The following is a 23624-nucleotide window of genomic DNA, read 5'->3' as shown; positions in this document are numbered from 1 at the left end:
CTGCGTAGCGGCCACTGGGAGAGGGGCGTACATGGGCTGGACGGTCCTCTACATCGCGTTCGGCATCGTCGCACTGTGGCTGCTCGGCGAGGTGCTGCTGCAGTACAAGGCGCGGTTGCGCTGGCGACTGCTCGCCTTCGGCGGCTTCCTCGGCGTCGTGCTCGGCGTGCTCATCCCGTCCGTGATCGTCATCGGACTGGGCGCCGCCGCCTTCGCGGTCGGCCAGACCTACGTCACCCTGTCGTTCCGGCGCGGCTTCGCGGCCGGCTGGGCGGTCAAGCGCCCGGACGAGGACGACGAGGGCATCGCCGGCGTCGCGGGCTTCGCGCGCCGCCGCGGCAGGGCGGAGGAGGAGGACTCGGACCTGGAGGTCTCCGGCCAGGAGGCCCTCACGGACGGTTACGACGACGGCGACCACGCCGACGACAAGGCGGCGTACGCGCCGGAGAAGGCGGCCTACCTCCAGGACGCCGGGTACGAGCGCGACGACGTGTTCACCGCGGACCGCTCCGGTGAGCCCGCGGCCGCCGAGTCCACCGCGGTGTACGAGCCGCAGCCGATGCCCGACGACACCGGCTCCTACGGCGTCTACGGCGACAACAACTCCTACGCCGCCACTGGTCAGCCCCAGGACCAGTACGCGACGGCCGCCCAGGGCGCCGACCAGTCGTACTCCTACGACGGCTACTCCGGGTACCAGCAGTACGGCTATGACACCACCGGCCAGCAGCAGTACGCGGCCTACTCCGACCCGTACATCGGCACCCAGACCTACGGCGGCGGCACCTCGTACGACACCTCCGGCTACGGCAACCAGTACGGCCAGCAGAACTACGGCCAGGACCAGTACGCCGGTTACGGGGGCGAGACCCCGGCCGGCGGGGTGTGGGTGCCGCAGCAGCGCAGCACCGACGGCCAGTACGCCGGCGAACAAGGCCAGGAGCAGCAGCAGTACCCGTACCAGGGCGACGGACAGCAGCAGGGCAACGGTTACGACGAGCAGTACCGTTTCTGACGAGCAGTACCGTTTCTGACGGCCCGGGTTCCGAGGGCCCGGGGGCCGTCCGGCCGCCCGGGCCGCGGCGCTCACTGCGAGCCCCGGAAGTCCGGCCCCTCCACGATCAGTCCGGCGACCAGCGCGCCCGACATCCCGGCGTGCGGGAGACCGCCGCCGGGATGCGACCGGCCGCCCACCCGGTACAGCCCCGGCAGCGCGGTCACGTTGGACGGCCGCAGGAAGCGGCCGGCGCCGGCGGCCAGCGCGGGTGCGGCGAGCGCGCCGGACGCTGAGTCCGTCCCCTCGTCCCCGGCGCCCGGGGCCCGTACCTCGCGCCACAGCAGTCGCTCGCGCAGCCCGGGTACGGCCTGCTCGGCAGCCTCGACGAGCAGGTCCGCGAACCGCTCCTCGGCACCCTTCGCGCCGAGCGGCGACACCGCCGACAGCACCACGGACTCGTGCTCCGCGTCGGGGCGCAGGGCGGGGTCGTCCGGCCTCAGCACCGTCACGGTGGGTCGCACCGGCTCGTCCCCGGCGCGGTGGAGGCGGTCCAGCTCGGCCGTGCGGTCGGGGGTGTGCACCACCGTCCGGTGGACGGCACCGGGTTCGGGGCGCCCGCGCAGCGCCAGGAACACCGTGAACCGGCCGGGAGCGGCCCCGGCCCCGGCCGCGGGCCCGGTCGTGGGCCCGGTCGTGGGCCGCAGGTCGTCGGGTCCGTACAGCTCGTGCCCGGTCATGGCGCTCAGCCGCTCGGGAGCCACCCCCGCCACCACGTGGTCCGCCTCGGCCACCGACCCGTCGGCCAGCTCCACCCCCGCGGCCCGCCCGTCCTTGTCCAGGACCCGGCGGACCTCGGCCCCGAAGACGAACTCGACCCGGCGTTCCAGACACCGCTCGTACACCGCGCGCGCCAGCTCGCGCAGGCCGCCGCGGACGTACCAGACGCCGAAGGCGTGCTCCATGTACGGCAGCACGGCCGCGCTCGCCGGGGTGTCCCGCGGGTCCAGGCCGTGGGCGAGGGCGTGGCTCTCCAGGAGCGCGGTGAGCCGGGGGTCGCGCAGTTCCCACGCGCCGATCTCGGCGAGCGTGCCGGCCCGCCGGGTGCGCAGCAGCCGCTTGTGCGGGACCGCCGGGTAGGGCTCACGCTCGGCCAGCACCCGCCAGTCGGCCCACAGGGGCTCCTCCAGCAGCGGTCGGCGGGTGCGGTCCCAGGCCTCGCGGGCCCGCACCAGGAAGTCGCCCCAGCGCTGCCCGGCACCCGCCCCGAGGGCCTGGTCCAGGGCGGAGACGACGCCCGCGCGGGAGGCGTTGGGCAGCGCGACCTCCGAGCCGTCCGCGAAGACGTGCCGCGCGGACGGGTCGACCTGGGCCAGTTCGACGCACTCCTCCAGCGGCTGTCTGCCGGTCTTGACGAACAGGTCCCGGTAGACCGCGGGCACCGGCAGCAGACCGGGACCGGTGTCGAAGCCGAACCCGTCCCGCTCGAAGCGGCGCACCGCACCGCCGTACGTCCGTGTCCGCTCGTACACCGCCACCCGGTGGCCCGCGACGGCCAGCCGGGCAGCGGCCGTCATCGCGCCCATCCCGGCGCCGATCACCGCAATCCGTGCCATGCCCGCGACTTTATCGACCGCCACCGACAGCCCGGGCCGCGGCCGGTCGGTCCGGCGCCGCATGGGCACAACTGCGCAGGGCTGAGTACCCGTACCTAGCGGGCGAGATGAGTACGCGCGCGGATGGGGCGCGACCTGCGGGAACGAGAGAGTGGAGGCACGGGAAGGGGCACGGGTCCGGCACCGCCGACACGGGGCGGCGGAACGGTCCGGCCCTCGACCGCTCCTTCCGCCGACCCGGTCGGCGGGAGCGAGACACGGGGGATCCCGGGGGAACGACCGCACGGGGAACCGACGGGGGAGCACGGGAAACACGGGGGTACGGCGAAGTGCCGGTCCGGGACGGCCGCGGGGGGACGCGGCCGGGACGGACCGGCACTTTCGTGTGCGGCGCGCGGCCGCGTGGGGTGAGCGCGGCGCCGGAGTGCCGGAGCGGTCTGGGGCCTGTCTGACAATTCGCGTCGCCGCCGGGCAGACGGGAATTGTCAGACAGGCCCTAGTGACCTCGGCAGCCTTGGTGGCCGCCGCTGACCCGGCCCTGGAGCAGCCGGGACAGTGCCGCGTGCACGTCGTCCAGCGACCGCTCCGGCTGGAACGCCTGCCAGTCCAGGGCGGCCACCAGCACCATGCCGACCAGCGCGGCCGCGGTCAGCTGCACATCGATCTCGTCGCTGAACTCACCGTTCTCGATACCGTCGCGCAGCACCCCCTCGACGACCGCCACCGCCTGCTGCCGCACCACCATGAGCGTCGACTGCCAGGCCCGGTTGGTCCGCCACAGCTCCGCCACGTACAGCTGGGTGAAGGCCGGGTAGCGGTCGATGAAGACGAGCCCGGCGCGGATCATCGCGTCCAGGGCGTCGACCTTCGTGCCGCCCTCGAGCTCGGTGTGCGCGGCAGCGTCCCGCAGGGACGCGGTCAGCAGTCCCACGCCGTGTCGCAGCAGCTCCTCGAAGAGGACCGACTTGCTCGCGAAGTTGTAGTAGACCGTGCCTTTGGCGACCCCGGCACGCTCGGCGATCTCGTCCACCGTGGTGGCGGAGAAGCCCTGCTCGGCGATGAGCGTGACGGCGGCCTCGTAGAGCTTCTGCCGGGTGGCCTCGCGGCGCGTGCTGCCGCTCGACGTGGCGCTGCTGCTTTCCATGGCGTCGATTCTCACAGCAACCGTGTCCCGGTCCGGTCGCCGGGGATCACAGGGTCAGCTCCGGGTGCAGCCGGTCGAGCGTCCACACCTGGCGGCGGCGTGCCGACAGCGCGGTCAGCGCGAGGGCGCCCGCGGTGAACGCGGCGAGCACGGCACACGCCTGCCACACCGGGCCCAGACCGCCGCCGGTGATGAGTCGCCTGAGCGCCGCGACGACGTAACTCATCGGCAGGAAGGGGTGGATCGCGCCGAAGAAGCGGGGACTGGTCTGTACGGGGTACGTGCCGCCCGCCGACGTCAGCTGGAGCATCAGCAGGGCCAGGACGAGGATCCGGCCCGCCGCCCCGAAGCGCGCGTTGAGCCACTGCACGAGCGCCGCGAAGCACGCCGACACCAGGAACAGGAAGCCGACGGTCCCGGCCGCCCGGGTCATCTCCAGCCCGATCGCCCAGTGCAGCACGGCCATCAGGGCCGTCGTCTGGAGCACGCCGACCGCGACCACCGGCAGCCAGCCGGCCAGCGCGATCCGCCAGGCCGGGGCGCCCGCGGCGAGCGCGCGCCGGTTCATCGGCGGGATCAGCATGTACGCCACCATCGCGCCGACCCACAGGGACAGCGGGATGAAGTACGGGGCGAACCCGGTGCCGTAGTTGGGCGCCTTGTGCAGGCTTTGCGAGGCCAGCTTGACCGGGTCGGCCATGACCCCGGTGCGCCGGTCGCGGTCCTGCTCGTCGTAGTCGGGGATCCGCGCGGCGCCGTCGTGCAGGCCGCCCGCCAGGGTGCCGGAGCCGTCGACGAGCTTGTACATGCCGCCGGTCAGGTCGTCGGCGCCCGTGCTGAGCCGGCCGACGCCCGTGTCCAGGTCGCTCGCGCCGGTCCGGGCCGTGCCGAGTCCGGTGTGCAGCCGCTTCGCCCCGGCGGCCACCCGGGCGGCGCCGGCGTTCAGCTTGTCGATCTTGGAGACGGCGTCGTCGAGGTCCTCGGAGAGGTGCGGCGCGCGGTCGGCGAGCGCGCGGGCCTGCTTCTGGAGCAGGGCGAGCTGCGCGTCGAGCTTCTTCAGGTCGCCGTTCTGGTCGGCGATCAGGGTGTTGAGGTCGTCGGCGATCGACGCCACGTCGGCGGCGGCCTCCTGGGCCTTCTTCAGATCGGCGCAGGCGGTGTCGGGCAGCACCGGGGTGACGCAGCGCCGCTCGTAGACGTCGTGCAGGGTGTCCGAGGCCGTGTGGGCGCCGTCGGCGGCGGCCGGAGCCGACTTCACCAGGATGCCGAGGTTGTGGCGGATCGCGCCCGCCGAGTCGGCGACCAGCCGGGCGGTGTCCCCGATGGTCTTCTCGTTCTTCGCGACGAACGGGCCCACCGTGTCCGCGATGCCGTCGACCCGGTCGGCGAGCGCCTGGGTGCCCTCGGCGACCTGCCGCGAGCCGTCCGCGAGGTCGCCGGCGCCCGAGTCGAGCCTCTTCAGGCCCCGGGCCAGCTCGGTGCTGCCGGTACGGGCGTCCGCCAGGCCGTCGGCGAGGTCCTTCGAGCCCTGCTCGGCCTTGCCGATGCCGTGCTTGAGCCGGTCGGCGCCGTCGGCCGCCTTCACCGTCTGCCCGTGGATGTCGGAGAACGAGACGAAGATCCGGTCCAGGAAGGACCGCGACGCCTTCGTCGACGCCGCCGTGCGCACCTCGCCGAACACCGTCCGCGAGATCTGCCCGACGATGTAGTTGTTCGCGTCGTTCGTGCGCACCTGGAGCGCGCCCGTCTCGGGGGAGTCGCCAGAGCTGGACGCGATGCGCCGGCTGAGGTCGGCGGGCATGGTCAGCGACAGGTAGTACGTGCCGTCCTCCACGCCCGCGCGCGCCTCGGCCGCGCTCACCTCGTGCCACTCGAACGTCTCGCTGTCGCGCAGCCCCTCGGCGAGGTCGTGGCCCGCGTCGATCCGCTTCCCGCCGACCCTGGCCCCCTGGTCCTCGTTCACCAGGGCCACGGGGACGCGGTCGAGCCGGCTGTACGGGTCCCAGAACGACCACAGGTAGAGCGCGCCGTACAGCAGCGGCAGCAGCAGGAGCGCGACCAGGGCGGCCCGGGGGAGCCGGCCCCGGCCGAAGCGGCGGAGCTCAAGAGCGGCGAGTCTCGGCGAGCGCATCGGCCGCCTCCTTCTTCGCGTCGGGGTCGGTCTCGGGGTCGGTCCCGGGAGCTGGGTCGGGTTCGGTTCGGGGATCTGTGCCGGGGTCGGTCTCGGGATCCGCTTCGGGATCTGTGCCGGGGTCGGCGTCGGCGTCGGCATCCGTGGTGGGTGCGGGTGCGGGTGCGGGTGCGGGTGCGGGTGCGGGCGTGGGCGTGGGGGCGGCGTCGGCACTCGGCTTCGTGCCGGGGGCGGATTCCGGTTCGGGTCCGGCCCCCGCGCCGGGTCCGGCCCCCGCGCCGGGTTCGGCCCCCGCGCCGGGTTCGGGTGCCGTCCCGGGTTCGGGTGCCGTCCCGGATTCGGATTCGGTGCCGGGTTCGGGTGCCGTCCCGGATTCGGATTCGGTGCCGGGTTCGGGTGCCGTTCCGGGTTCGGATCCCGTGCCGGGTCCAGGAGTCGTCCCGGGGCCAGGAGTCGTCCCGGGTCCGGATTCCGAGCCGGGTCCGGTTTCGGCGGCGGGTCCGGTCCTTGCCGCGGAGGCCGGCCGGGCGGAGAGGGCCGTCGTGCCCTCGGGCGCCTCGCTGCACACCGCGACGACCGTGGTCCCGGCGTCGGCGAGGGACCTCAACAGCGCCCATACGTCGGCCCGTTCGGCCGCGGAGAGCTTGAGGTCCACGTCGTCGACGCCCAGCAGGCGGGGCCGCCCGATCAGCGCCAGCGCGACGGACAGCCGCAGCGCCTCCAGCCGCTCCAGGTCGCGCACGGCGGTGCGCGAACCCTTGGGCAGGGCCGCCGGGTTCAGTCCCGCGGCGGCCAGCGCCGTGTCGACGCGCAGCCGCTCCTCGGCCGTCCGTTCCGCCCGGGGGCGCAGCAGTCCGCGCAGGGAGTCCCCGAACCTCCGCTGGAGCAGGGCCCGTTCGTGCAGATGCTCGCCGACGGTCAGGGCGGGGTCGAGGTCGGTGACACCGGCCACGTTGGCCAGCGCCCCGAGCCGGCGCACGGCCGCCGACTGCTTCGGCAGCCGGGCCCCGCCCACGGTCGCCGTGCCCCGGGTGGCTCTCATCCGCCCGGTGAGCGCGAGCAGCAGGCAGGTGCGGCCCGACCCGGACGGTCCCTCGATCGCGATCAGCGCGCCCGGCCCCGCCTCGACCGAGACCCCGCGGAACGCCCACCCGCGGGGCCCCTCGAGCCCGAAGTCCCGGGCCGTGACGGCGGCGCCGTCCCCGGCTCCCCCCATGCCCATCCCGTCCATCCCCTGTTTTTGAACTGACTGGTCAGTGCAAAAACTAGCCCGAACCTTCGATCGAAGCAAAAGCCCAGGTCAGAACGGATTGTCAGTGGCATACCGCACGATGAGCACATACGGCCACAGCGCCGTCACCAGACGACAGGAGGTTCGTCATGGCCAGCTCGAACGCAGCAGCCGCCCACCGGCGCCGCGCCACCGGCCCTGCCCCCTCACTGACCGGCCCGGCGAGCGACGTGCACCCCGTGCTGCGCCGGACCACGGCCCCGCCCGCCGCCCTCGACCTGCTCGCCCAGGCCCGTGCCGGACTCGACGAGGCCGCCGTCCTGGAAACACCGAACGAGCGCTATGCGACGGCCCACCTCGCCGCTCTGCGCACCGCCGCCGCCGTGCTCGCGGCGCGCGGCCGTCCGGAGTCCAACCCCCGGCGCCGGCCCAGGATCCGCAGCGCCTGGGAAGTGCTCCCCGAGATCGCGCCCGAACTCACCGAGTGGAGCGCGCTGTTCGCCTCCGGGGCCGCGCGGCGCGCCCGGGCGGAGGCGGGCATCCAGGGTGCCGCCAGCCGCCGGGACGCCGACGACCTGATACGCGACGTGGCGATGTTCGTCCGCATCGTCGAACGGCTGCTGGTGCTCCAGCCGGTGCTTCCGCAGGTACGCCAGGACGCGGGATGACCGGCGCCGTACCGGCCGCGAAGGACCCGCGGACCGGGTGCCGGACCCCCGGCGCGACGCGCTGCCGGCCGGGGTCCGCGCGGGGGTCGACCGGCAGACGGACGGATGACCGGGGGAGGGGCCCGAGGCAATAGGGTGGACAACGCCTGAAGCCGTCCCGCCGCCCGTACACCGGACCGGGAGGGCGCCCCCGTTCGCTCCGCCGTACCAGAGGCGGTGCCGTGCCGAGGAGTCGACTGCCGTGCCGGACCCGATGCGCCCCCGTGCCTCCCTCCGTACCGCCGTGGTCTGGGAGGTTCTCCAGGACGCCCTCGACCGCAGGGTCAAGGCCACCGGGCGTGAGTCGCTGGACGTCCTCGACAGCGGGGGCGGCAGCGGCAACTTCGCCGTTCCCGTCGCCCGGCTCGGTCACCGGGTCACCGTCGTCGACCCCAGCCCCAACGCGCTGTTCGCGCTGGAGCGCCGCGCCGCCGAGGCCGGGGTCGCCGACCGGGTGCAGGGCGTCCAGGGCGACGTCCACGGGCTGTTCGACGTGGTCGAGCGCGGCGGGTACGACGCCGTGCTCTGCCACGGTGTCCTGGAGTACGTGGAGGACCCCGCCGAGGGTGTGCGCAACGTGGTCGCCGCGCTGCGGGCCGAGGGCGTCCTCAGCCTCCTCGCGGCCGGGCTCGGCGGTGCCGTGCTGGCGCGGGCCCTCGCAGGTCACTTCACGGAGGCCCGCCAGGCCCTGGGTGACCCGAACGGCCGCTGGGGAGCGGGCGACCCCGTGCCGCACCGCTTCACCGCCGAGCAGCTCACCGGGCTGGTCGAGGGCGCCGGTCTCAGGGTCGGCGCGGTGCACGGCGTACGGATCTTCGCCGATCTCGTACCCGGCGTGCTCGTCGACACCGAGCCCGGGGCCCTGGAAGCGCTGCTGAAGCTGGAGGAGGCCGCGGCCGAACTGCCGGCCTTCCACTCCGTGGCCACCCAGCTCCATGTGCTCGGTGAGACGCAGGAGGCCGCCGAGGCCTGAGCGGTGCGCCGCTGATCAGGGGCTCGGCCGCAGATGGAGTACGCCACAGGCCCCCCGTTCGGGCGCTGTCCGCCGTATGATCGAGGCAGACCACCCGGCATGACGGGGCGGCCGCCGGGGAATGGAAGCCTCAGCGAGCCCGAACGTTCATGCCGGATTCTGGTTGGCCAATTGGTGTAGAGGGGCGGGTTTCACGGGGGCGATTCCCTGCCTATCCTGAAGGGACCCCCCGGGTCGCCCCGGCGACTGCACGATGAGGAGGACTCCGTGCCGCTCTCGGAGCACGAGCAGCGCATGCTCGAGCAGATGGAGCGAGCGCTGTACGCCGAAGATCCCAAGTTCGCGTCGGCGCTTGAGGGAAGCGGGCTGCGTACGTACACCCGGCGGCGGGTCTACCAGGCGGTCGCGGGCTTCCTCGTAGGTATTGCGCTCCTCATGGCCGGAATGGTCGCCAAGCAGGTCTGGCTCAGTGTGGTGGGCTTCCTCGTCATGCTGGGGTGCGCGGTGCTCGCCGTGACCGGCTGGCGCAAGGCCCCCAAGCCCGGCGAGCAGCCTGCCGGGGCCGGGCAGCAGCCGCGCCGTCAGGCACGGGCCAAGCGGTCCATGATGGACCGCATCGAACAGCGCTGGCAGCGGCGCCGTGACGAGCAGGGCCACTGAGGCTCCCGACAGTTCCCCGAGCATCATCGAGGGGGTGACCACCGCACGGTGGTCACCCCCTCGGTCATGTCCCGCCCGTGCAGCCCCGGGCCGCCGGCCTCGCGTCCTGGCGCCCTCGTGCCCCTGGGCGCCCAGGACGATCCGGGTGGCCCTGGGCGACCCGGGTGGGCCGGCCGTCGTGCGGCCGGCCCACCCGGTCAGCCGCTCTGCTCCCCGGAGGGCCGGCGACGGTGCACCGCCTCCGTCCACCGCACGACCCACTCCCCCCGCATTCGCGCCCAGCGGTCGCGGAGGTCCCACACCGCCCGCACGGCGGACCGGGGCGCGAGGACCGCCCGCAGCCGGGCCGTCCGGCTCGCCCGCGACCGCAGCGCCGTCCGCAGCACGCGCACGTCCTCGGCCAGCCCGGGCTCGGCCCGCGGCTGCGGTGCGAACAGCACCTGCTCCACGGCCGACGCCACCCGGTGCACCGACCGGACCGCGGGCTCCTCCAGATGCCCCAGCCGCACGATCCGGTCGGCCGCCCCGCGCGGGGTGAGCGCGTCGTCCGGCACGATGCCGTAGTCCCAGGCCGTGTCGGTGAGCTCCCGCCAGGCGGCCAGGACCTGCCCGGTGGCGACCACGCCGGCCTGCCGCGACACCGTCCCGTCCGGCGACAGCGCCGTCACGTCCAGCTCGTCCGTGAACTGCGCACCGGTCCGCTCCCGGCCGCCGGACAGGGCAGCGCCCGCCGCGGACGGGGCGTGCCGGGCCGACCCCAGCCGCACCGACCGGCGTCTGAGCCGCCACAGCATCGGCAACAGCGGCAGGGCCACCGCGGTCAGCCCCAGCAGGTACCAGCCGACGGTCCGGTACCAGGGACCGCTGCCGCCGCCCTGCTCCGCCGAGTCCGCGGGCAGCGCTGCCGCACAGCCCTGCAGCTTCTTGTCCTGCGCCGAGCAGCTCGGGCCCACCACGGGCGCGTCGGACGCCGCCGAGCCCGCCGAACGGCTCGCCTGCGGCTCGTCGGGAGTGCCGCTCCCGGACGACTCCGGCCGGGTGTACGACGGTGCCGAACCCCGGGTGGGCGTCGGCTCGAAGCGGGTCCAGCCCACGCCCTGGAAGTACAGCTCGGGCCAGGCGTGCGCGTCCTTCAGCCCCACCGACACCGAGCCGTCCGGCTGGAGGGTGCCCGGCGCGAAGCCCACCGCGACCCGGGCCGGGATCCCCAGCGTGCGGGCCATCGCGGCCATCGCGAAGGAGAAGTGTTCGCAGAAGCCCTCCTTGTCCTTCAGGAAGCGGGCTATCGCGTTGGGACCGGTGCCGACCTTGACCTCGGTGTCGTACCGGAAGCCGCCCTCGACGGCGAAGTAGTCCTGGAGCTTGACCGCCTTCGCGTAGTCGGTCACCGCGCCGTCGGTGACCGTGCGGGCGGTGCGCGCCACCACCGACGGCAGCGAGTCCGGCACCTTCGTGTACTCGTCGCGCAGGCTCTCGGGCGCCAGCGGTGCCGCGGCGAGCTGGTCGGCCGTCGGCAGCACCTCCAGGTGCTTCACCTCGTAGGTCACGCCGCGGGTGGTCTGTCCGTGACTGCCGACGAGCGTCATGCTCTCGGGCTCGTAGCGCCAGTCGCCCTTCACGGACACGGCGCTCGGCGGGTACGGCATCGGCAGCCAGCCCTGGGCGTACCAGCCGGCCGCCGAGATGCGGGTCGTGATCTCTGCCCGTATGACGTCGGCGCCCAGCCCGACCGGCGTGGGCAGCTCGTCCGGCACGGCGACGTCGGGCCGCTTCGAGGACTTCCAGGTGGTGCCGTCGAACTCGTCCAGGGACAAGATCCGCAGATACATGTCGGAGAGGGTCGGGTTGTTGGTGCTCAGCACCAGCACCGTGCGGTCCTTCTGCGCGTTCAGGCTGTCCTTCAACGACACCAGCGGGTTCACCGCCGCGGCCGTGCCGCCGTCCCCGGTGCCCGTGCCCACCCCGGTTCTGGCGCCGTCCAGCAGGCCGCCCTGTATCGCGGGCAGCGGCAGCAGCGGTACCGCCAGGGCGATGCCGAGCGAGACGGCGCCGATCCGCCGGCCGGTGCGCACCGGCGCCGACGGGCCGGACTCGCCGCCCGGGGTACGCGGTGTCCCGCCGAAGACCCGGCCCCACTGCGAGAGCCGCTCCCGGCTCTCGGACAGCAGCAGCACCAGATAGCCGGCCGCCGCGAGCAGGAAGAAGAACCAGTCGGCGGTGCCGTCCGAGATGCCCGCGGCCACCGAGTACAGCGCCAGCAGCGGCAGACCGGCCGGGGCCGCGCTGCGGAAGGTCACCGCGATCGTGTCCACCAGCAGCCCGATCACCAGCACACCGCCGACGAGCATCAGCCGGATGCCGTCGGACAGCGGGGCCGGGATCGCGTACCGCCCCACGTCCTCGATGCCCGTCCGGAACAGCGCGCCGAAGGTGCGGAAGGTGTCCGGACCGGGCAGCAGCCCGCCCAGGGACTGCTGCCGGGCGAACAGCAGGGTGAGGAGCACCAGCGTGACCAGGAACTGGGCCAGCACGGTCGGCGTCCGGGGCAGCGGTATCCGGCGGGCGGCCGCGCCCACGCCCGACTGGATCGCCAGCAGGACGGCGGCCTCCAGCATCCAGCCGACCGAGTCGACCAGGGGCAGCAGGGCGCTCGCCGCGAGCAGCGTGGCCGCCCACGCGCAGACCGTCAGTCGTGCCCGCCCGCTCATGACCCGCTCTCCCCACCCGTCGCCGCGCCCGTCGCGCCCGTGGCGGCGAGATCGGCGCGATCCCGGTCCGCCTGACGCCACAGGTCCTCCAACAGGGCGCCCCGCGGCACGCTCAGGGCCGTCCAGCCCGCCTCGCGCAGGGTCCGCAGCCGCTCCTGCCGCCCGTCCTCCGGGCCGGGGACGTCCGGTGTCCCGGGTCCCCACGTGTCGTCGTCCACCAGGAAGGCGAGCGCGCCACCGCTGCGCCGGCGCATCTTGGCGGCCACCGCCGCCTGCTCCTCGTCGAGTTCGCCGAAGAACGCCACCAGCAGACCCTCGTTCCCGCCGCGCAGCAGGTCGTACGCCCGGGACAGGTCCGTGCCGTCCGAGTGGTCGATCACCGCGAGCGTGTCCATCATCAGTCCGGCCGCGTCCGCCGACTCCTGGCTGGCGCCCGCGAAGCCGTCCGCGCCCTCGCCCGGCACCGCGCTGCCGTCGTCCGTGACCAGCCGCACCGAGAAACCCCGCTCCAGCATGTGGACCAGGACGGACGCGGCGCCCGCGACGGCCCACTCGAAGGCCGAGTCGGGACCGGCGCCGTGGAAGGCGAGGCCCCGGGTGTCCAGGAGCACCGTGCAGCGGGCGCGCTGCGGCTGCTCCTCGCGGCGCACCATCAGCTCGCCGTAGCGCGCGGTGGAGCGCCAGTGCACGCGGCGCAGGTCGTCGCCGTGCCGGTAGCCGCGGGGGATCACGTCGTCCTCGCCGGCCAGTGCCAGCGACCGCTGGCGTCCGTCGCCGTACCCCTTCGCCTCACCGGTCAGCCGGACCGGCGGCAGCGCCGTCACGCGCGGGATGACGGTCAGGGTGTCGTGCGCCGAGAAGGACCGGGTGAGCTCGCACATCCCGAACGGGTCGGTCAGCCGCAACTGCAGGGGGCCCAGCGGATAGCGGCCGCGCAGGTCGGAGCGGACCCGGTAGGACACCTCGCGGCGGCCGCCCGCCTCCACCCGGTCCAGGACGAAGCGGGGACGCGGGCCGAGCACGTACGGCACCCGGTCCTGGAGCATGAGCAGGCCGGTGGGCAGCCTGGAGACGTTGTCCATCCGCAGATGGACCCGGGCCTCGCTGCTCGCGGGCACCCGCGAGGGGGCGAGCCGGCGGCTGCCGGCCACCCGGTAGCGCGTGCGGTGCAGCACGGCCGTGCAGACCAGGGGCAGCACCGCGAGGAGCAGACCGACCCGCAGCAGGTCGGCCTGTCCCAGGACATAGGCGCAGACGGCGGCCGCGACCCCGGCGGCCAGGAACGAGCGACCGCGGGTGGTCAGCCCGGCCAGGGCCGCGCGGACCCCCCCGAGCTGCCCCCGGTCGTCGTCCGCGTGGCCCGTCCCCCCGGAGGCCATCACAGCCTCCGCGGCGGCCGCTGCGGGTAGCCCGGGGCGCCCTGCGCCAGGCCGTAGCCGCCCTGCTGCTGGGGTGCGGACGGCACCGGGGTGCGCTGGAGGATCTCCTCGACGACCTGTTCCGACGTACGCCGGTTGATCTGGGCCTGAGCGGTGGGCAGCAGCCGGTGGGCCAGGACCGGGACGGCGAGCGCCTGCACGTCGTCCGGCAGGGCGTAGTCCCGGCCGGCGAGGGCCGCGGACGCCTTCGCCGCGCGCAGCAGATGCAGCGTCGCGCGCGGGGAGGCACCGAGTCTGAGATCGGGGTGGGTGCGCGTGGCCGAGACCAGCTCCACCGCGTATCTGCGGACCGCCTCGGCGACATGGACGCCCCGGACCGCCTCCACCAGCTTCACGATGTCGTGCGCGTGCGCCACCGGCTGGAGGTCGTCCAGCGGGCTCGCCCCGCCGTGGACGTCGAGCATCTGCAACTCGGCCTCCGCGCTGGGGTAGCCCATGGACACGCGGGCCATGAAGCGGTCGCGCTGGGCCTCCGGCAGCGGGTACGTGCCCTCCATCTCGACCGGGTTCTGCGTGGCCACCACCATGAAGGGGCTGGGCAGTTCGTACGTCTGCCCGTCGATGGTGACCTGGCGCTCCTCCATCGACTCCAGCAGCGCGGACTGGGTCTTGGGCGAGGCGCGGTTGATCTCGTCGCCGATCACGATCTGCGCGAAGATCGCCCCCGGCTTGAACTCGAAGTCCCGCTGCTGCTGGTCCCAGATGGACACGCCGGTGATGTCCGACGGCAGCAGGTCGGGAGTGAACTGGATACGTCGCACCGAGCAGTCGACGGACCGCGCCAGAGCCTTCGCCAGCATCGTCTTGCCGACGCCGGGGACATCCTCGATCAGAAGATGTCCCTCGGCGAGCAGCACGGTCAGCGAAAGCCGTACGACCTCGGGCTTGCCCTCGATCACCCCTTCCACCGAACTGCGGACGCGCTCCACAGTGGCGGTCAGATCAGTGAGGCTCGCTCGATCGTCATAGGTCGTCACCCGGCCCTCCTCGGCCCGTACCTTCCGGGCCGACGCACCGTGACGCGGACCGGCCCACCCCGAAAACGGACACCGCGCGGAAGGGTTCCACGCGACATCACCCCTGCATTCTTGCCGCCGTTACCGTTTCGTGTCACTCGCCTGTGGACAACTGGCCGCGATATGTATGGGCTTAGAGCTCCGAACAAAAGTGGGGTCCGATCAGGGGGCGGTGTCCGGTGCGTGCGATCGCAAGGCGCCGGAAGGTCCTTGTAGCGGAGCTACCAGGGCCTTTCGGCAACGCCGCTGGGGGTCCCCCCTCTGGGGGAGCGCGTGCCGGGCGCCGCCCGCCGGGCCCCACTTTTGTTCGGAGCTCTTAAGGGCCCGGGAGGTGCCCCCAGCCGGATCGGGTGTCCGAGGGCGCGTCGCCCGATCGCGATGCTCGCGACATCGTGCCGGGAAACCTTGCGGGTGCTGCCGGTCAGGGGCTTCCGCCAGTGCTGGGCGCCCCACCGGGAGGTGCCCCACCTGTTTCTGTTGCTTCCGTGTGCGTGTTCGTGCTTCGTGGCCCTGGAACCGCCCCCGGCGTACCGGCGTGCAGTCATGGGGAGCGCCGGGATGTCGTGCCCCATCGGGACAGGCCGGTACGGGCCGATGGACGGATACGGGTACGGAACACATGGCTTCGATCCACGATGACGTAGCGGAGTTCGCGTTACTGCTGACGCGGCTGAAGGAGCGCACCGACCGCAGCTACGCGGCGCTGGCCCGCCGCGTGGGCGTGCACGCCTCCACCCTGCACCGCTACTGCTCCGGAGAAGCGGTACCGCAGGACTTCGCCGGGGTCGAGCGGTTCGCCGTGCTCTGCGGTGCCTCCTCCGAGGAACGCATGGAGCTGCACCGCCGGTGGGTCATGGCCGACGCCGCGCGGCAAGGTCCACGCCCGTCCCCCGTCCGGCAGGCACCGGCGCCCCGCGCCACCGCGGCGGCAGCAGCCCCCGCACACGATGGCGTATCGGCCGTCGCTGCGAGCGGCGACGGGCCTGTCGTGGAGGCACCCGGGCCGGTCCCGCCGGCCGACCGGCACCCCGAGCCGGCCTCACCGCTCCGGCCGCGACTCCGCGGCGGCCGTCCCCGGCGGCGACCCGTGCGGTCGGCGGCGTCGGTGGTCTCGCTCGTCGCCGCGCTCCTCTGCCTCACCGCATCCGCCGCCGGACCCCCCTCCGTGCCGGCCCCGCTCACCTGGACCGTCGACTCGCACACAGCGGGACTCTTCGGTTGCGGCGAGTCCTACGTCGTCGCCAAGCCACCGGGGCAGGTGCCGCCGCCCCCGTACACGGAGGACATCGCGGCCTGGGCCGCCTCCCAGCGGGCGGTGCACGGGGGCACCACCGGGGTGCGGATCACGTTGCAGGGACGCGGCTCCTTCGCCGTCGTCCTGGAGGCGCTGCACGTACGCGTGGTCAGGCGAGCCGCCCCCGCCGCCGGCCGGGGCGCCGCCTACTCCCTGAGCGACGGCTGCGGCGCCGCCGTCGTCCCCCGCTTCTTCTCCGTGGACCTCGACGCGCACCAGCCACTGGCCCGTTCGAGGCCCGGCGACAACAACGGGGTGGGCAGGCCGATCCCGGCGATCGACTTCCCCTACCGGGTGTCCTTGCAGGAGCCCGAGGTCCTGGTGGTCTCCGCGACCGACGAGTCCTGCACCTGCGACTGGTACCTCGACCTCGACTGGTCCGCACAGGGCCGCACCGGCACGGTCCGCATCGACGACCACGGCCACCCCTTCCGCAGCACCAGCACCATCGGAATGCGGGGCTACCGGTACGACCGCATCCATCACCGCCCCGGCAGCTGGGTCCCGGTCCCCGCCGCCGACATGGCGGCAACCGGCGACTGACGACTGACGACTGACGAGGCGACCTCCGGACGCGCCCGCCGACCTCTCGCCCCCGGCCGACCCGTATCCGACGTCCTCGCAGGCGCAGTTCAAGGTCGACGTCACCAACAAGACGAACATCTGATTCTGTTCGAGCTGGATCGACGAATACTCCGACCTGCACATCCAGGGCAGCGTGAACGGCAGCAACGGCAAGGTGCCGCCGAACCGGAAGCTGTACCTCCAGCAGTCGGCCGACGGCACCTGGGTCCCGGTCTGCCTCGCGTCCGGCTCCTACGTGGACGCCGAGAGCCACCACGACCACGTGGACGTGTGCTGAGCAACCGTCTCCGACGACCACCGGGAAGGGCGCCCCGGAAACCTCCGGGGCGCCCTTCGCCGTCGCCGGGGTCCCGGCACCGGCCGTGGTCAGGACCAGGCGGACGTCTCGTTGGCGTGGAGACTGCTCAGGCGGGCGAACTCCTGGTACGGCAGGGTTCCGCCGGGGCGGCGCAGGCTGCCGAGCGGGACGGCGCGGGTCCTGATGTACTCGACCCAGCTCTGCCGGCCCTGCGCGTCCCAGGTGGACGCGCACTCCAGGCGGGTGAAGCCGGGGCGGTCGTCCTTGTTCTGGCTGGTGACGTAGAACGCCTCGACGGAGCCGGAGTGGACGGACCTGATGATGACCGGCCGGTCCTTGCTCATCGCGCCGTCGTCCTCGAAGGCGACATCGGCCCACCAGACCTGGCCCGCCTGGATGTTCGAGGCGGTGCCGCGGTTGCGGAAGAGGTACCAGAGGTACAGCGGGACGGCGACGAGCGCGAGGAGGATCACCACCACGCCGAGCTGGCCGGCTATGAAGAGGACCGGGACCGTGAGGACCACGGCCAGCAGGTCCCGGACGACCGGCTGGAGGGTCGCGGGAAGCTTCCAGCTGACGGCCTTGGCGAACCGCCACCAGACGTACGCCGCGCAGGCGTAGGCGGGGACCGAGAGGACCGCGAGTACGCGGTCGCCGTGCGGGTCGAGGAACAGGGACGCCGCATAGGCCGCCGCCAGGGGCCACACGAGGTGGATCGCCCAGGTGAGGGGCCGGGTGCTGCTCGGGGCGAGGAAGTTGCCCAGGTGCGTCTTGAGCTTGTGAAGCATGAGGCTCCCGTCTTGCCGGCCGGTCCCGTTCGAGCCGGGTCGGCCCGTGTGGATGGCGCCCTGTCACCAGAGCGGGCAGCGGGTGCCGTTCGCCTTGCGAGCGAGATCGGCTTGCGCATCCCGCTGCAAGATCGCGAGCATAAGGAGATTCACGCCTCGCACACAAGCCCTTCACACATGCCTTACGAACTCGCTCTCACCTGCGTGGAGTTCCGGTACGCACGGCCTCAACGCGCCGCGCTCTCCGCCTCGTCCGTCGCCGACGGGTGTACGTATCTGCCCGGGTCGAACGGGGTGAACCAGGACCGGAAGGACATGGGAGCGGCCCCCAGCGCGGCCCCCGGGGCGGTTTCGTCGGTGCCGTGCAGCGAGCCGTCGTAGAGCCACTCGTGGTCCATGTCCTCGTAGACGTTGCCCGCGAACGTGTCGAGGGCGGCCGCCACGTCGTCGTCCAGGAGGCCGTGCAGCTCCAGGGTGGTGATCGTCTCGCCCAGGAGGAACCTCAGCGCGAGTTCCTCGGCCACGCAGCTGAGCCGCTGGAAGCTGCCGTCGGTGAAGCGCGTGGTCATGGCGATGACGGTCACCAGGAAGCGGCGGGCGAAGTGGGCGTCGTACCGGAGCGCATAGCGGTCCGGCAGGCGCTCCAGGTGCCACAGCGGGCCCTCGCACTCGGCGACGGTGGCGTCCTCCTGGGTCAGGACCTGCAGGTCCTGGAACAGCCCGTCCACCAGGATGTCGGTCGCGTGGACCAGGGCGCCGGCGGCGAGTCTGGCGCTCTCCGACGAGACCGCACGCCCCTCGTGGTCCGGTCCCGCTCCGAGCCCGGTACCGGCCTCGTCCTCGTCCTCGTCCTCGTCAGGCGCGCCGAACGCCGACGGGGAGAACGAGCGGAGCTCGTCGGCCAGGTCCATCATCCGGGCCCGGGCGGCCGCCGACTTCCCCTCGGCGTCGGGGAGGGCTTCGGTGTCCTCCGCCGCGCGGTCCTCGATGTGGCGGGCCCTGCGGGCGGCCGGGTCGTCGGGCGGGGCGTCGGGGCCGTCGGCCGCGTCGAGGCTCTTCCTGGCCAGATCCTCGTGCAGCTCGACCTCGCACCGCTCGACCGTCCAGTCGACCAGGAGTTCCGTGCGCTCCAGCAGTTCGTCCACCAGGGCCTGCACCGACTCCTCGGCGAGCTCCAGGGCCGGGGCGTCCACGACGACCTTCAGCAGGGCGCCGCCGGGGTGGACGGCCACGATGCTGTCGAGCAGTTCGACCTCCACGCCGTCGGGTCCTTCGACGGACCTGACGGAGGCGAATCCCTCTTCGATGAGTGCCACGGCGCCGGCACGTTGCAGCGGGTCCATCTCCGGAGTCCCCTCCGGGATGCAGGTGTCCACGGTCACTACGTACGTCACAGGTCCGAGCCTGTCAGGAAGGAACCATTCTGCGCGACGGGTTCGGCACCTCCGGACCGCCGGAAACGGCTCCGAGGCCGTCTTCCACCGGGAAGACGGCCTCTGTGCGCAGCGGCCGGCGCCGGGTCGTCCGGCACCGGTCCCTCCCCTCGTGGGGACCGGTGTCGAGCGGTACCGCGAACGGCGTCGGCCCGTGCCGTCGCGGCGGGTCGGCACGGCCCCGGAGAGCCCGGATCCGCGATCAGGTGCGAGCCCGCCCCTTGAGGGCCGGCTCCGCGGGTCCTGTTGGACTCATGCGCCGCGGCCTCGGCCGCCGTCCCGTGGTTCCGGCCGAATCCGGCCGAGAACGTACGGTGGCACGAGGTGCCTCTCCGAACGCCGGGCTGGTCGACCGCATGTGCGACAACCCGTCACCGCTCCGCTACGGCATGATCCTGCCAGTCGAGGCGCCCACAGAGGAGGTTCCGGGGCCGAAACAAAGCTTTCTTCGCAGGTCAGCCGTATAAAGTGGGTTTTCCGGTCCGGATGTTCCGGTGCGGGGAAGTAAGGGGTGGGGGCCTTGAGTTCCGACTCGGGGGCACGCACGGCCTTCGCGGAACGCCTCGCGCTGCTGTACCGGGAGGCCGGCAACCCGCCGCTGCGGAGCGTGTCCGACGCGGTCGTGCGGTTGCAGAGGTTCGACGAGCGCGGCCGGCCCGTGCGGGTGTCCGTGCAGCGGATCAGCGACTGGCGGCGGGCCCGGAACGTGCCCGCCCAGTTCACCGCCCTCGCCGCGGTGCTGCACATCCTGATCCCCGAGGCCCGGCGCGCCCGGCCCACACCGGTGTCCACCGGTCTGTACGACCTGGTCCAGTGGCAGCGGCTGTGGGAGCGGGCGGTGGCCGACCCGGTCGGCGACCACCCGGCCGTCGCGGCGGCGGAGCCCGGACAGCCGCCGGCCGACGCCGCGGCCGTCCCCGTGGGGGTGTGCCCCTACCGCGGGCTCGCGCCCTACCGCCCGCAGGACACCCGATGGTTCTTCGGCCGGGAACGCAGCACCGGCTCCCTGATCGCCCAGCTCCGCGCGGCCGAGCGCACCGGCGGTCTGGTCATGCTCGTGGGCGCCTCGGGAGCGGGCAAGTCCTCCCTGCTCAACGCCGGTCTGGTGCCCGCGCTGCGGGACGGCGCGCCCGGCGGCGCCGCGGGCGAGCCGGCCGGCCGGGCCCGCGAGGTGCTCCAGCTCGTGCCGGGGGCCGATCCGCTCGCGGAGCTCACCCGGCGGATACCCGGGCTGCGCGAGGTCGTCGCGGGCGCGCGGGACGCGGCCGCCGCCGAACCCGGCGCGCCGCGGTTCGCGGGCGCCGCGCGGGCGGCCGGCACCCCGGGCTTCGCCGACGCCGTACGGGAGGCGTTCACGGCGTGGGCGCGCCGCGGGTCGGCCCCGGCCGCCCGCCCGGTCGTCATCGTGGACCAGTTCGAGGAGGCCTTCACCCTCTGCTCCGACGAGGCGGACCGGCGGATCCTCATCCGGCTCCTGCACGCCGCGTGCACGCCCGCCGACGCCGGCAGCCCCGCCGCTCCCGGCGGCCCGGACGCCCCACCTCCCGTGCTCGTGGTCCTGGGCATCCGCGCCGACTTCTACGAGCAGTGCCTCGGCTACCCCGAGCTGTCCGACGCCCTCCAGCACCGGCACATGGTGCTGGGCCCGCTGACCACCACGGAGCTGCGCGAGGCGGTGACCGGACCGGCCAGGGCGGTGGGGCTGGAACCGGAACCGGGGCTCGCGGAACTGATCGTGCGGGAGGTGAGCGCCGACGGCCCCCGCGGGGCGCACGACGCGGGGGTGCTGCCGCTGCTGTCCCACGCGCTGCTCGCCACCTGGCAGCGGCGCAAGGCGGGGCGGCTGACGCTGGCCGGGTACCGCGCGGCGGGCGGGATCCAGGGGGCGGTGGCGGCGACCGCCGAGCAGGCCTGGTCCGGTCTCGATCCGGCGGCCCGCACGGCCGCGCGCCTGCTGCTGCTCAGGCTGGTCCGCCTCGGCGAGGACACCCAGGCGACCCGCAGACGCGGGACGCGGCGCCAGCTTGCGGAGGAGTCGACGGACCCCGGCAAGACGGAGGAGTCGCTGGAGGCGCTGGTGCGCGCCCGGCTGGTGACGCTGGACTCGGAGACCGTGGAGATCACTCACGAGGCGCTGCTGCACGCCTGGCCGCGGCTGCGCGACTGGATCGACGAGGACCGCAACGACCACCTGGTGCGCCAGCGGCTGGAGGAGGACGGCCGGTCCTGGGAGGGATCGGGCCGCGACCTCTCGCTGCTCTACCGCGGCTCCCGGCTGGAGCAGGCCCGTGCCTGGGTGAGGACCGCCGGGGACACCTTCCTGACCCGCAGCGCGGTGGAGTTCCTGGCCGCCTCGGTACGGCTGCGCAGACGCACCGTGTGGATCAGTCGCAGCGCGGTGTCGGCGCTGGTCGTCCTGGCGCTGCTGGCCGTGGGTTCGGCGGTGGTCGCCTGGCAGCAGCGCAACGACGCGGTGTTCGAGCAGGTGGTCGCCGAGGCCGACCGCGTCCAGTACACGGATCCGTCGCTGTCGGCCCAGCTCGACCTGGTGGCCCACCAGCTGCGGCCGGACGACGAGGGCGCGAACAACCGGCTGGTCTCGATCGTGAACGCGCCGCTGGCCACCCCGCTCCTCGGCCACACCGGCGCCGTCTACCTCACCTCGTTCAGCCCGGACGGCCGGCTGCTGGCCACCGCCAGCTACGACCGGACCGTGCGGCTGTGGGACGTGTCGGACCCGACCCGCCCGAAGCCGCTCGGCAAGCCCCTGACCGGGCCCACGAGTTGGGTGAGCAGCGCGGTCTTCAGCCCGGACGGCCGCACCCTCGCCGCCGCCGGCGACGACGGCACGATCCGGCTGTGGGACCTGGCCGACCCCGCCCGGCCCCGGCCGCTCGGCAAGCCGGTCCCCGGTCACGGCGGGACGATCTACCTGCTCGCGTTCGCTCCCGACGGCCGCACCCTGGCCGCCGCCTGCGAGGACCGCACCGTACGGCTGTGGGACACGGCCGAACCGGGCCGCCCGGAGGCGATCGGCGCGCTGCGCGGCGCGTCGGCCGCGGTGCGCTCCGTGGCATTCAGCCCGGACGGTCGGACACTGGCGGCCGGGGGCGACGACGACACGGTCCGGCTGTGGAACACGGCCGACCCGCGGCGGCCCGTGCGGGTCGGCGCGGCGCTGACCGGCCACACCGGCACGGTGCACTCGCTGGCCTTCAGTCCCGACGGACGCACGCTCGCCGACGGCAGCGCGGACGACACCGTACGGCTGTGGAACGTGAGCGACCCGGCCGCCGCCGTCCCGCTCGGCGTGCCGCTGGCCGGCCACACCGGACCCGTCTGGTCGGTGGCCTTCAGCCCGGACGGGACCATGCTCGCCGCGGCGAGCGCGGACAGCACGGCGAGCCTGTGGAACGTCAGCGACCCGGCCTACCCCTCGCAGGTCGGTGAACCCCTCGCGGGCAGCAGCGGCGAGATGTACGCGCTGGGCTTCAGCCCGGACGGCCGCACCCTCGCCACCGGCAGCGGAGACAGCAAGGTCCGGCTGTGGTCGATACCGACGTCCGACATGATCGGCCGGATCGGGGCGTTCCGGCCGGACGGCCGGGTGCTCGCCACGGCCGCGCGCGACCAGCGGGTCCGGCTGTGGAGCGTGCGCACGCCCGGCCGGCCGGTGCTGCTGGGCACGCCGTTCACGCCCGCGGAGGGCGACGTGCGCTCCCTGGTGTTCTCCCCCGACGGCCGCACGCTGGCGGTGCTGACCGGCAGCCGGGCGGTGCAGCTGTGGAACGTCGCCGACCCGGCCCGGCCGGTGCCCTACGCGCCCCCCGTGGCGCTGCGGACCCGGTACGCGGGCCCCGACGCGCTGGCGTTCAGTCCCGACGGGCACACCCTCGCGACCGCCTACGACGACCGCACCATAAGGCTGTGGGACGCCACCGACCCGGCCCGGCTGCGGCCCCTGGGCACCGCGCTGACCGGCCACCGGGGATACGTGTACACCCTGGCGTTCAGCCCGGACGGGCGGACGCTGGCCAGCGGCGGCGCGGACGACACCGTACGGCTGTGGGACGTGACCGACCCGGCCGCCGCCGTCCCGCTCGGCGCGCCGCTCACCGGGCATCTCGGCCCCGTCAACACGCTCGCGTTCGGCCCGGACGGGCGCACGCTGGCCAGTGGCAGCGACGACGACACCGTACGGCTGTGGGACATCGGCGATCCCGGCCGGGCCAGACGGCTGGGCTCCCCGCTCACCGGTCACACCGAGGCGGTCGTGTCGCTGACATTCGGCGCGGACGGCCGCACCCTGGCGAGCGGCGGCAACGACAACACCGTACGGCTGTGGAACATCGCCGACCCCTCCGACGCCACGCCCATCGGGCAGTCGCTGAGCCCCAACGCCAAGACGGGCAACTTCCTGTCGTTCGGGCCCGGCAGCCGACTGCTCGGGGTGTCCAGCGGCGCCGACACCGTACGGCTGTGGAATCTGGACACCGACGCGGCCGTCCGGCACATCTGCTCGACCACGCGCGGGGTCCTGACCCCGGCGAAATGGCACGAATACCTGCCCCGGCTCTCCTACGACCCCCCGTGCACCCCGTGACACC

The 23624-nt window shown here is 73.9% G+C and carries 15 protein-coding genes and 1 pseudogene; 7 read left to right on the top strand and 9 right to left on the bottom strand.

What is annotated here, in order from left to right; all coding sequences use genetic code 11:
* The first annotated feature begins 31 nt into the window (after positions 1 to 31).
* Positions 32 to 1015, top strand: a complete 984-nt coding sequence (locus ACWC24_RS04255) for an SCO2102 family sporulation regulator (protein WP_450661293.1) — start codon at positions 32 to 34, stop codon at positions 1013 to 1015.
* Between the two features lie 71 nt (positions 1016 to 1086).
* Here ACWC24_RS04255 and ACWC24_RS04250 read toward each other — a convergent pair whose 3' ends face one another.
* The 4 genes and pseudogenes from ACWC24_RS04250 to ACWC24_RS04235 all read right to left on the bottom strand — a co-directional run.
* A complete protein-coding gene (locus tag ACWC24_RS04250) occupies positions 1087 to 2610 on the bottom strand; it encodes a phytoene desaturase family protein (protein WP_450661292.1) in 1524 nt (507 codons plus the stop codon).
* 496 nt (positions 2611 to 3106) lie between these two features.
* Positions 3107 to 3754 carry a TetR/AcrR family transcriptional regulator gene (locus ACWC24_RS04245; protein WP_450661291.1) on the bottom strand — a complete coding sequence of 216 codons (648 nt, stop codon included), beginning with the start codon at positions 3752 to 3754 and terminating at the stop codon, positions 3107 to 3109.
* A 46-nt stretch (positions 3755 to 3800) separates the two neighbouring features.
* Positions 3801 to 5885 carry a YhgE/Pip family protein gene (locus ACWC24_RS04240; protein WP_450661290.1) on the bottom strand — a complete coding sequence of 695 codons (2085 nt, stop codon included), beginning with the start codon at positions 5883 to 5885 and terminating at the stop codon, positions 3801 to 3803.
* A gap of 511 nt (positions 5886 to 6396) precedes the next feature.
* Positions 6397 to 7101: pseudogene (locus tag ACWC24_RS04235) on the bottom strand (ATP-binding cassette domain-containing protein); the annotation flags it as partial.
* A 164-nt stretch (positions 7102 to 7265) separates the two neighbouring features.
* On the opposite strand from ACWC24_RS04235, the gene ACWC24_RS04230 reads away from it, so the two are divergent.
* The 3 genes from ACWC24_RS04230 to ACWC24_RS04220 all read left to right on the top strand — a co-directional run bounded on the left by ACWC24_RS04230 (position 7266) and on the right by ACWC24_RS04220 (position 9456).
* Complete coding sequence (locus tag ACWC24_RS04230) at positions 7266 to 7784, top strand: SAV_6107 family HEPN domain-containing protein (RefSeq protein ID WP_450661289.1); 519 nt, start codon at positions 7266 to 7268, stop codon at positions 7782 to 7784.
* Between the two features lie 241 nt (positions 7785 to 8025).
* A complete protein-coding gene (locus tag ACWC24_RS04225; RefSeq protein ID WP_450661288.1) occupies positions 8026 to 8796 on the top strand; it encodes a methyltransferase in 771 nt (256 codons plus the stop codon).
* Positions 8797 to 9063: 267 nt separating this feature from the next.
* A complete protein-coding gene (locus tag ACWC24_RS04220) occupies positions 9064 to 9456 on the top strand; it encodes a DUF3040 domain-containing protein (protein ID WP_450661287.1) in 393 nt (130 codons plus the stop codon).
* Between the two features lie 197 nt (positions 9457 to 9653).
* Here ACWC24_RS04220 and ACWC24_RS04215 read toward each other — a convergent pair whose 3' ends face one another.
* Genes ACWC24_RS04215 through ACWC24_RS04205 form a run of 3 tightly spaced genes read right to left on the bottom strand, consistent with a single transcriptional unit; the run spans position 9654 to position 14580 of the window.
* Positions 9654 to 12164, bottom strand: coding sequence for a transglutaminase TgpA family protein (locus ACWC24_RS04215; RefSeq protein WP_450661286.1), 2511 nt, complete (start codon positions 12162 to 12164; stop codon positions 9654 to 9656).
* On the bottom strand, positions 12161 to 13543 hold the full coding sequence (locus tag ACWC24_RS04210) for a DUF58 domain-containing protein (RefSeq protein WP_450661285.1): 1383 nt from the start codon (positions 13541 to 13543) through the stop codon (positions 12161 to 12163). The genes ACWC24_RS04215 and ACWC24_RS04210 overlap by 4 nt, the downstream gene beginning before the upstream one ends.
* Positions 13543 to 14580: an AAA family ATPase gene (locus ACWC24_RS04205; protein ID WP_450661284.1), complete on the bottom strand. Its 1038-nt coding sequence runs from the start codon at positions 14578 to 14580 to the stop codon at positions 13543 to 13545. The genes ACWC24_RS04210 and ACWC24_RS04205 overlap by 1 nt, the downstream gene beginning before the upstream one ends.
* A 658-nt stretch (positions 14581 to 15238) precedes the next feature.
* Between ACWC24_RS04205 and ACWC24_RS04200 the strand changes: the two genes are divergently transcribed.
* Together ACWC24_RS04200 and ACWC24_RS04195 are read left to right on the top strand one after the other, a co-directional pair.
* The gene (locus tag ACWC24_RS04200) at positions 15239 to 16456 is read left to right on the top strand and encodes a helix-turn-helix domain-containing protein (protein ID WP_450661283.1); all 1218 of its coding nucleotides are present in this window, start codon (positions 15239 to 15241) and stop codon (positions 16454 to 16456) included.
* Positions 16457 to 16631: 175 nt separating this feature from the next.
* Positions 16632 to 16775, top strand: a complete 144-nt coding sequence (locus ACWC24_RS04195) for a hypothetical protein (RefSeq protein WP_450661282.1) — start codon at positions 16632 to 16634, stop codon at positions 16773 to 16775.
* Positions 16776 to 16864: 89 nt separating this feature from the next.
* On the opposite strand, the gene ACWC24_RS04190 is transcribed toward ACWC24_RS04195, so the two are convergent.
* Both ACWC24_RS04190 and ACWC24_RS04185 read right to left on the bottom strand, forming a co-directional pair.
* Positions 16865 to 17584, bottom strand: coding sequence for a type II toxin-antitoxin system PemK/MazF family toxin (locus tag ACWC24_RS04190; protein ID WP_450661281.1), 720 nt, complete (start codon positions 17582 to 17584; stop codon positions 16865 to 16867).
* 227 nt (positions 17585 to 17811) lie between these two features.
* Positions 17812 to 18978, bottom strand: a complete 1167-nt coding sequence (locus ACWC24_RS04185) for a hypothetical protein (protein ID WP_450661280.1) — start codon at positions 18976 to 18978, stop codon at positions 17812 to 17814.
* 559 nt (positions 18979 to 19537) lie between these two features.
* Between ACWC24_RS04185 and ACWC24_RS04180 the strand changes: the two genes are divergently transcribed.
* Positions 19538 to 23620, top strand: a complete 4083-nt coding sequence (locus ACWC24_RS04180; protein WP_450661279.1) for an nSTAND1 domain-containing NTPase — start codon at positions 19538 to 19540, stop codon at positions 23618 to 23620.
* Positions 23621 to 23624 lie beyond the last annotated feature (4 nt).

It is taken from the genome of Streptomyces sp. NPDC001443, assembly GCF_053597355.1.
Note: the sequence above shows the minus strand (reverse complement) of the source record. Positions and strands in the feature narration are given on the sequence as shown.

Bases quoted from the DNA above. Each gene is read 5' to 3' on its own strand.
- ACWC24_RS04255 (WP_450661293.1), top strand. From the start codon at position 32: ATGGGCTGGACGGTCCTCTACATCGCGTTCGGCATCGTCGCACTGTGG.
- ACWC24_RS04250 (WP_450661292.1), bottom strand. From the start codon at position 2,610: ATGGCACGGATTGCGGTGATCGGCGCCGGGATGGGCGCGATGACGGCC.
- ACWC24_RS04245 (WP_450661291.1), bottom strand. From the start codon at position 3,754: ATGGAAAGCAGCAGCGCCACGTCGAGCGGCAGCACGCGCCGCGAGGCC.
- ACWC24_RS04240 (WP_450661290.1), bottom strand. From the start codon at position 5,885: ATGCGCTCGCCGAGACTCGCCGCTCTTGAGCTCCGCCGCTTCGGCCGG.
- ACWC24_RS04230 (WP_450661289.1), top strand. From the start codon at position 7,266: ATGGCCAGCTCGAACGCAGCAGCCGCCCACCGGCGCCGCGCCACCGGC.
- ACWC24_RS04215 (WP_450661286.1), bottom strand. From the start codon at position 12,164: ATGAGCGGGCGGGCACGACTGACGGTCTGCGCGTGGGCGGCCACGCTG.
- ACWC24_RS04210 (WP_450661285.1), bottom strand. From the start codon at position 13,543: ATGGCCTCCGGGGGGACGGGCCACGCGGACGACGACCGGGGGCAGCTC.
- ACWC24_RS04200 (WP_450661283.1), top strand. From the start codon at position 15,239: ATGGCTTCGATCCACGATGACGTAGCGGAGTTCGCGTTACTGCTGACG.
- ACWC24_RS04190 (WP_450661281.1), bottom strand. From the start codon at position 17,584: ATGCTTCACAAGCTCAAGACGCACCTGGGCAACTTCCTCGCCCCGAGC.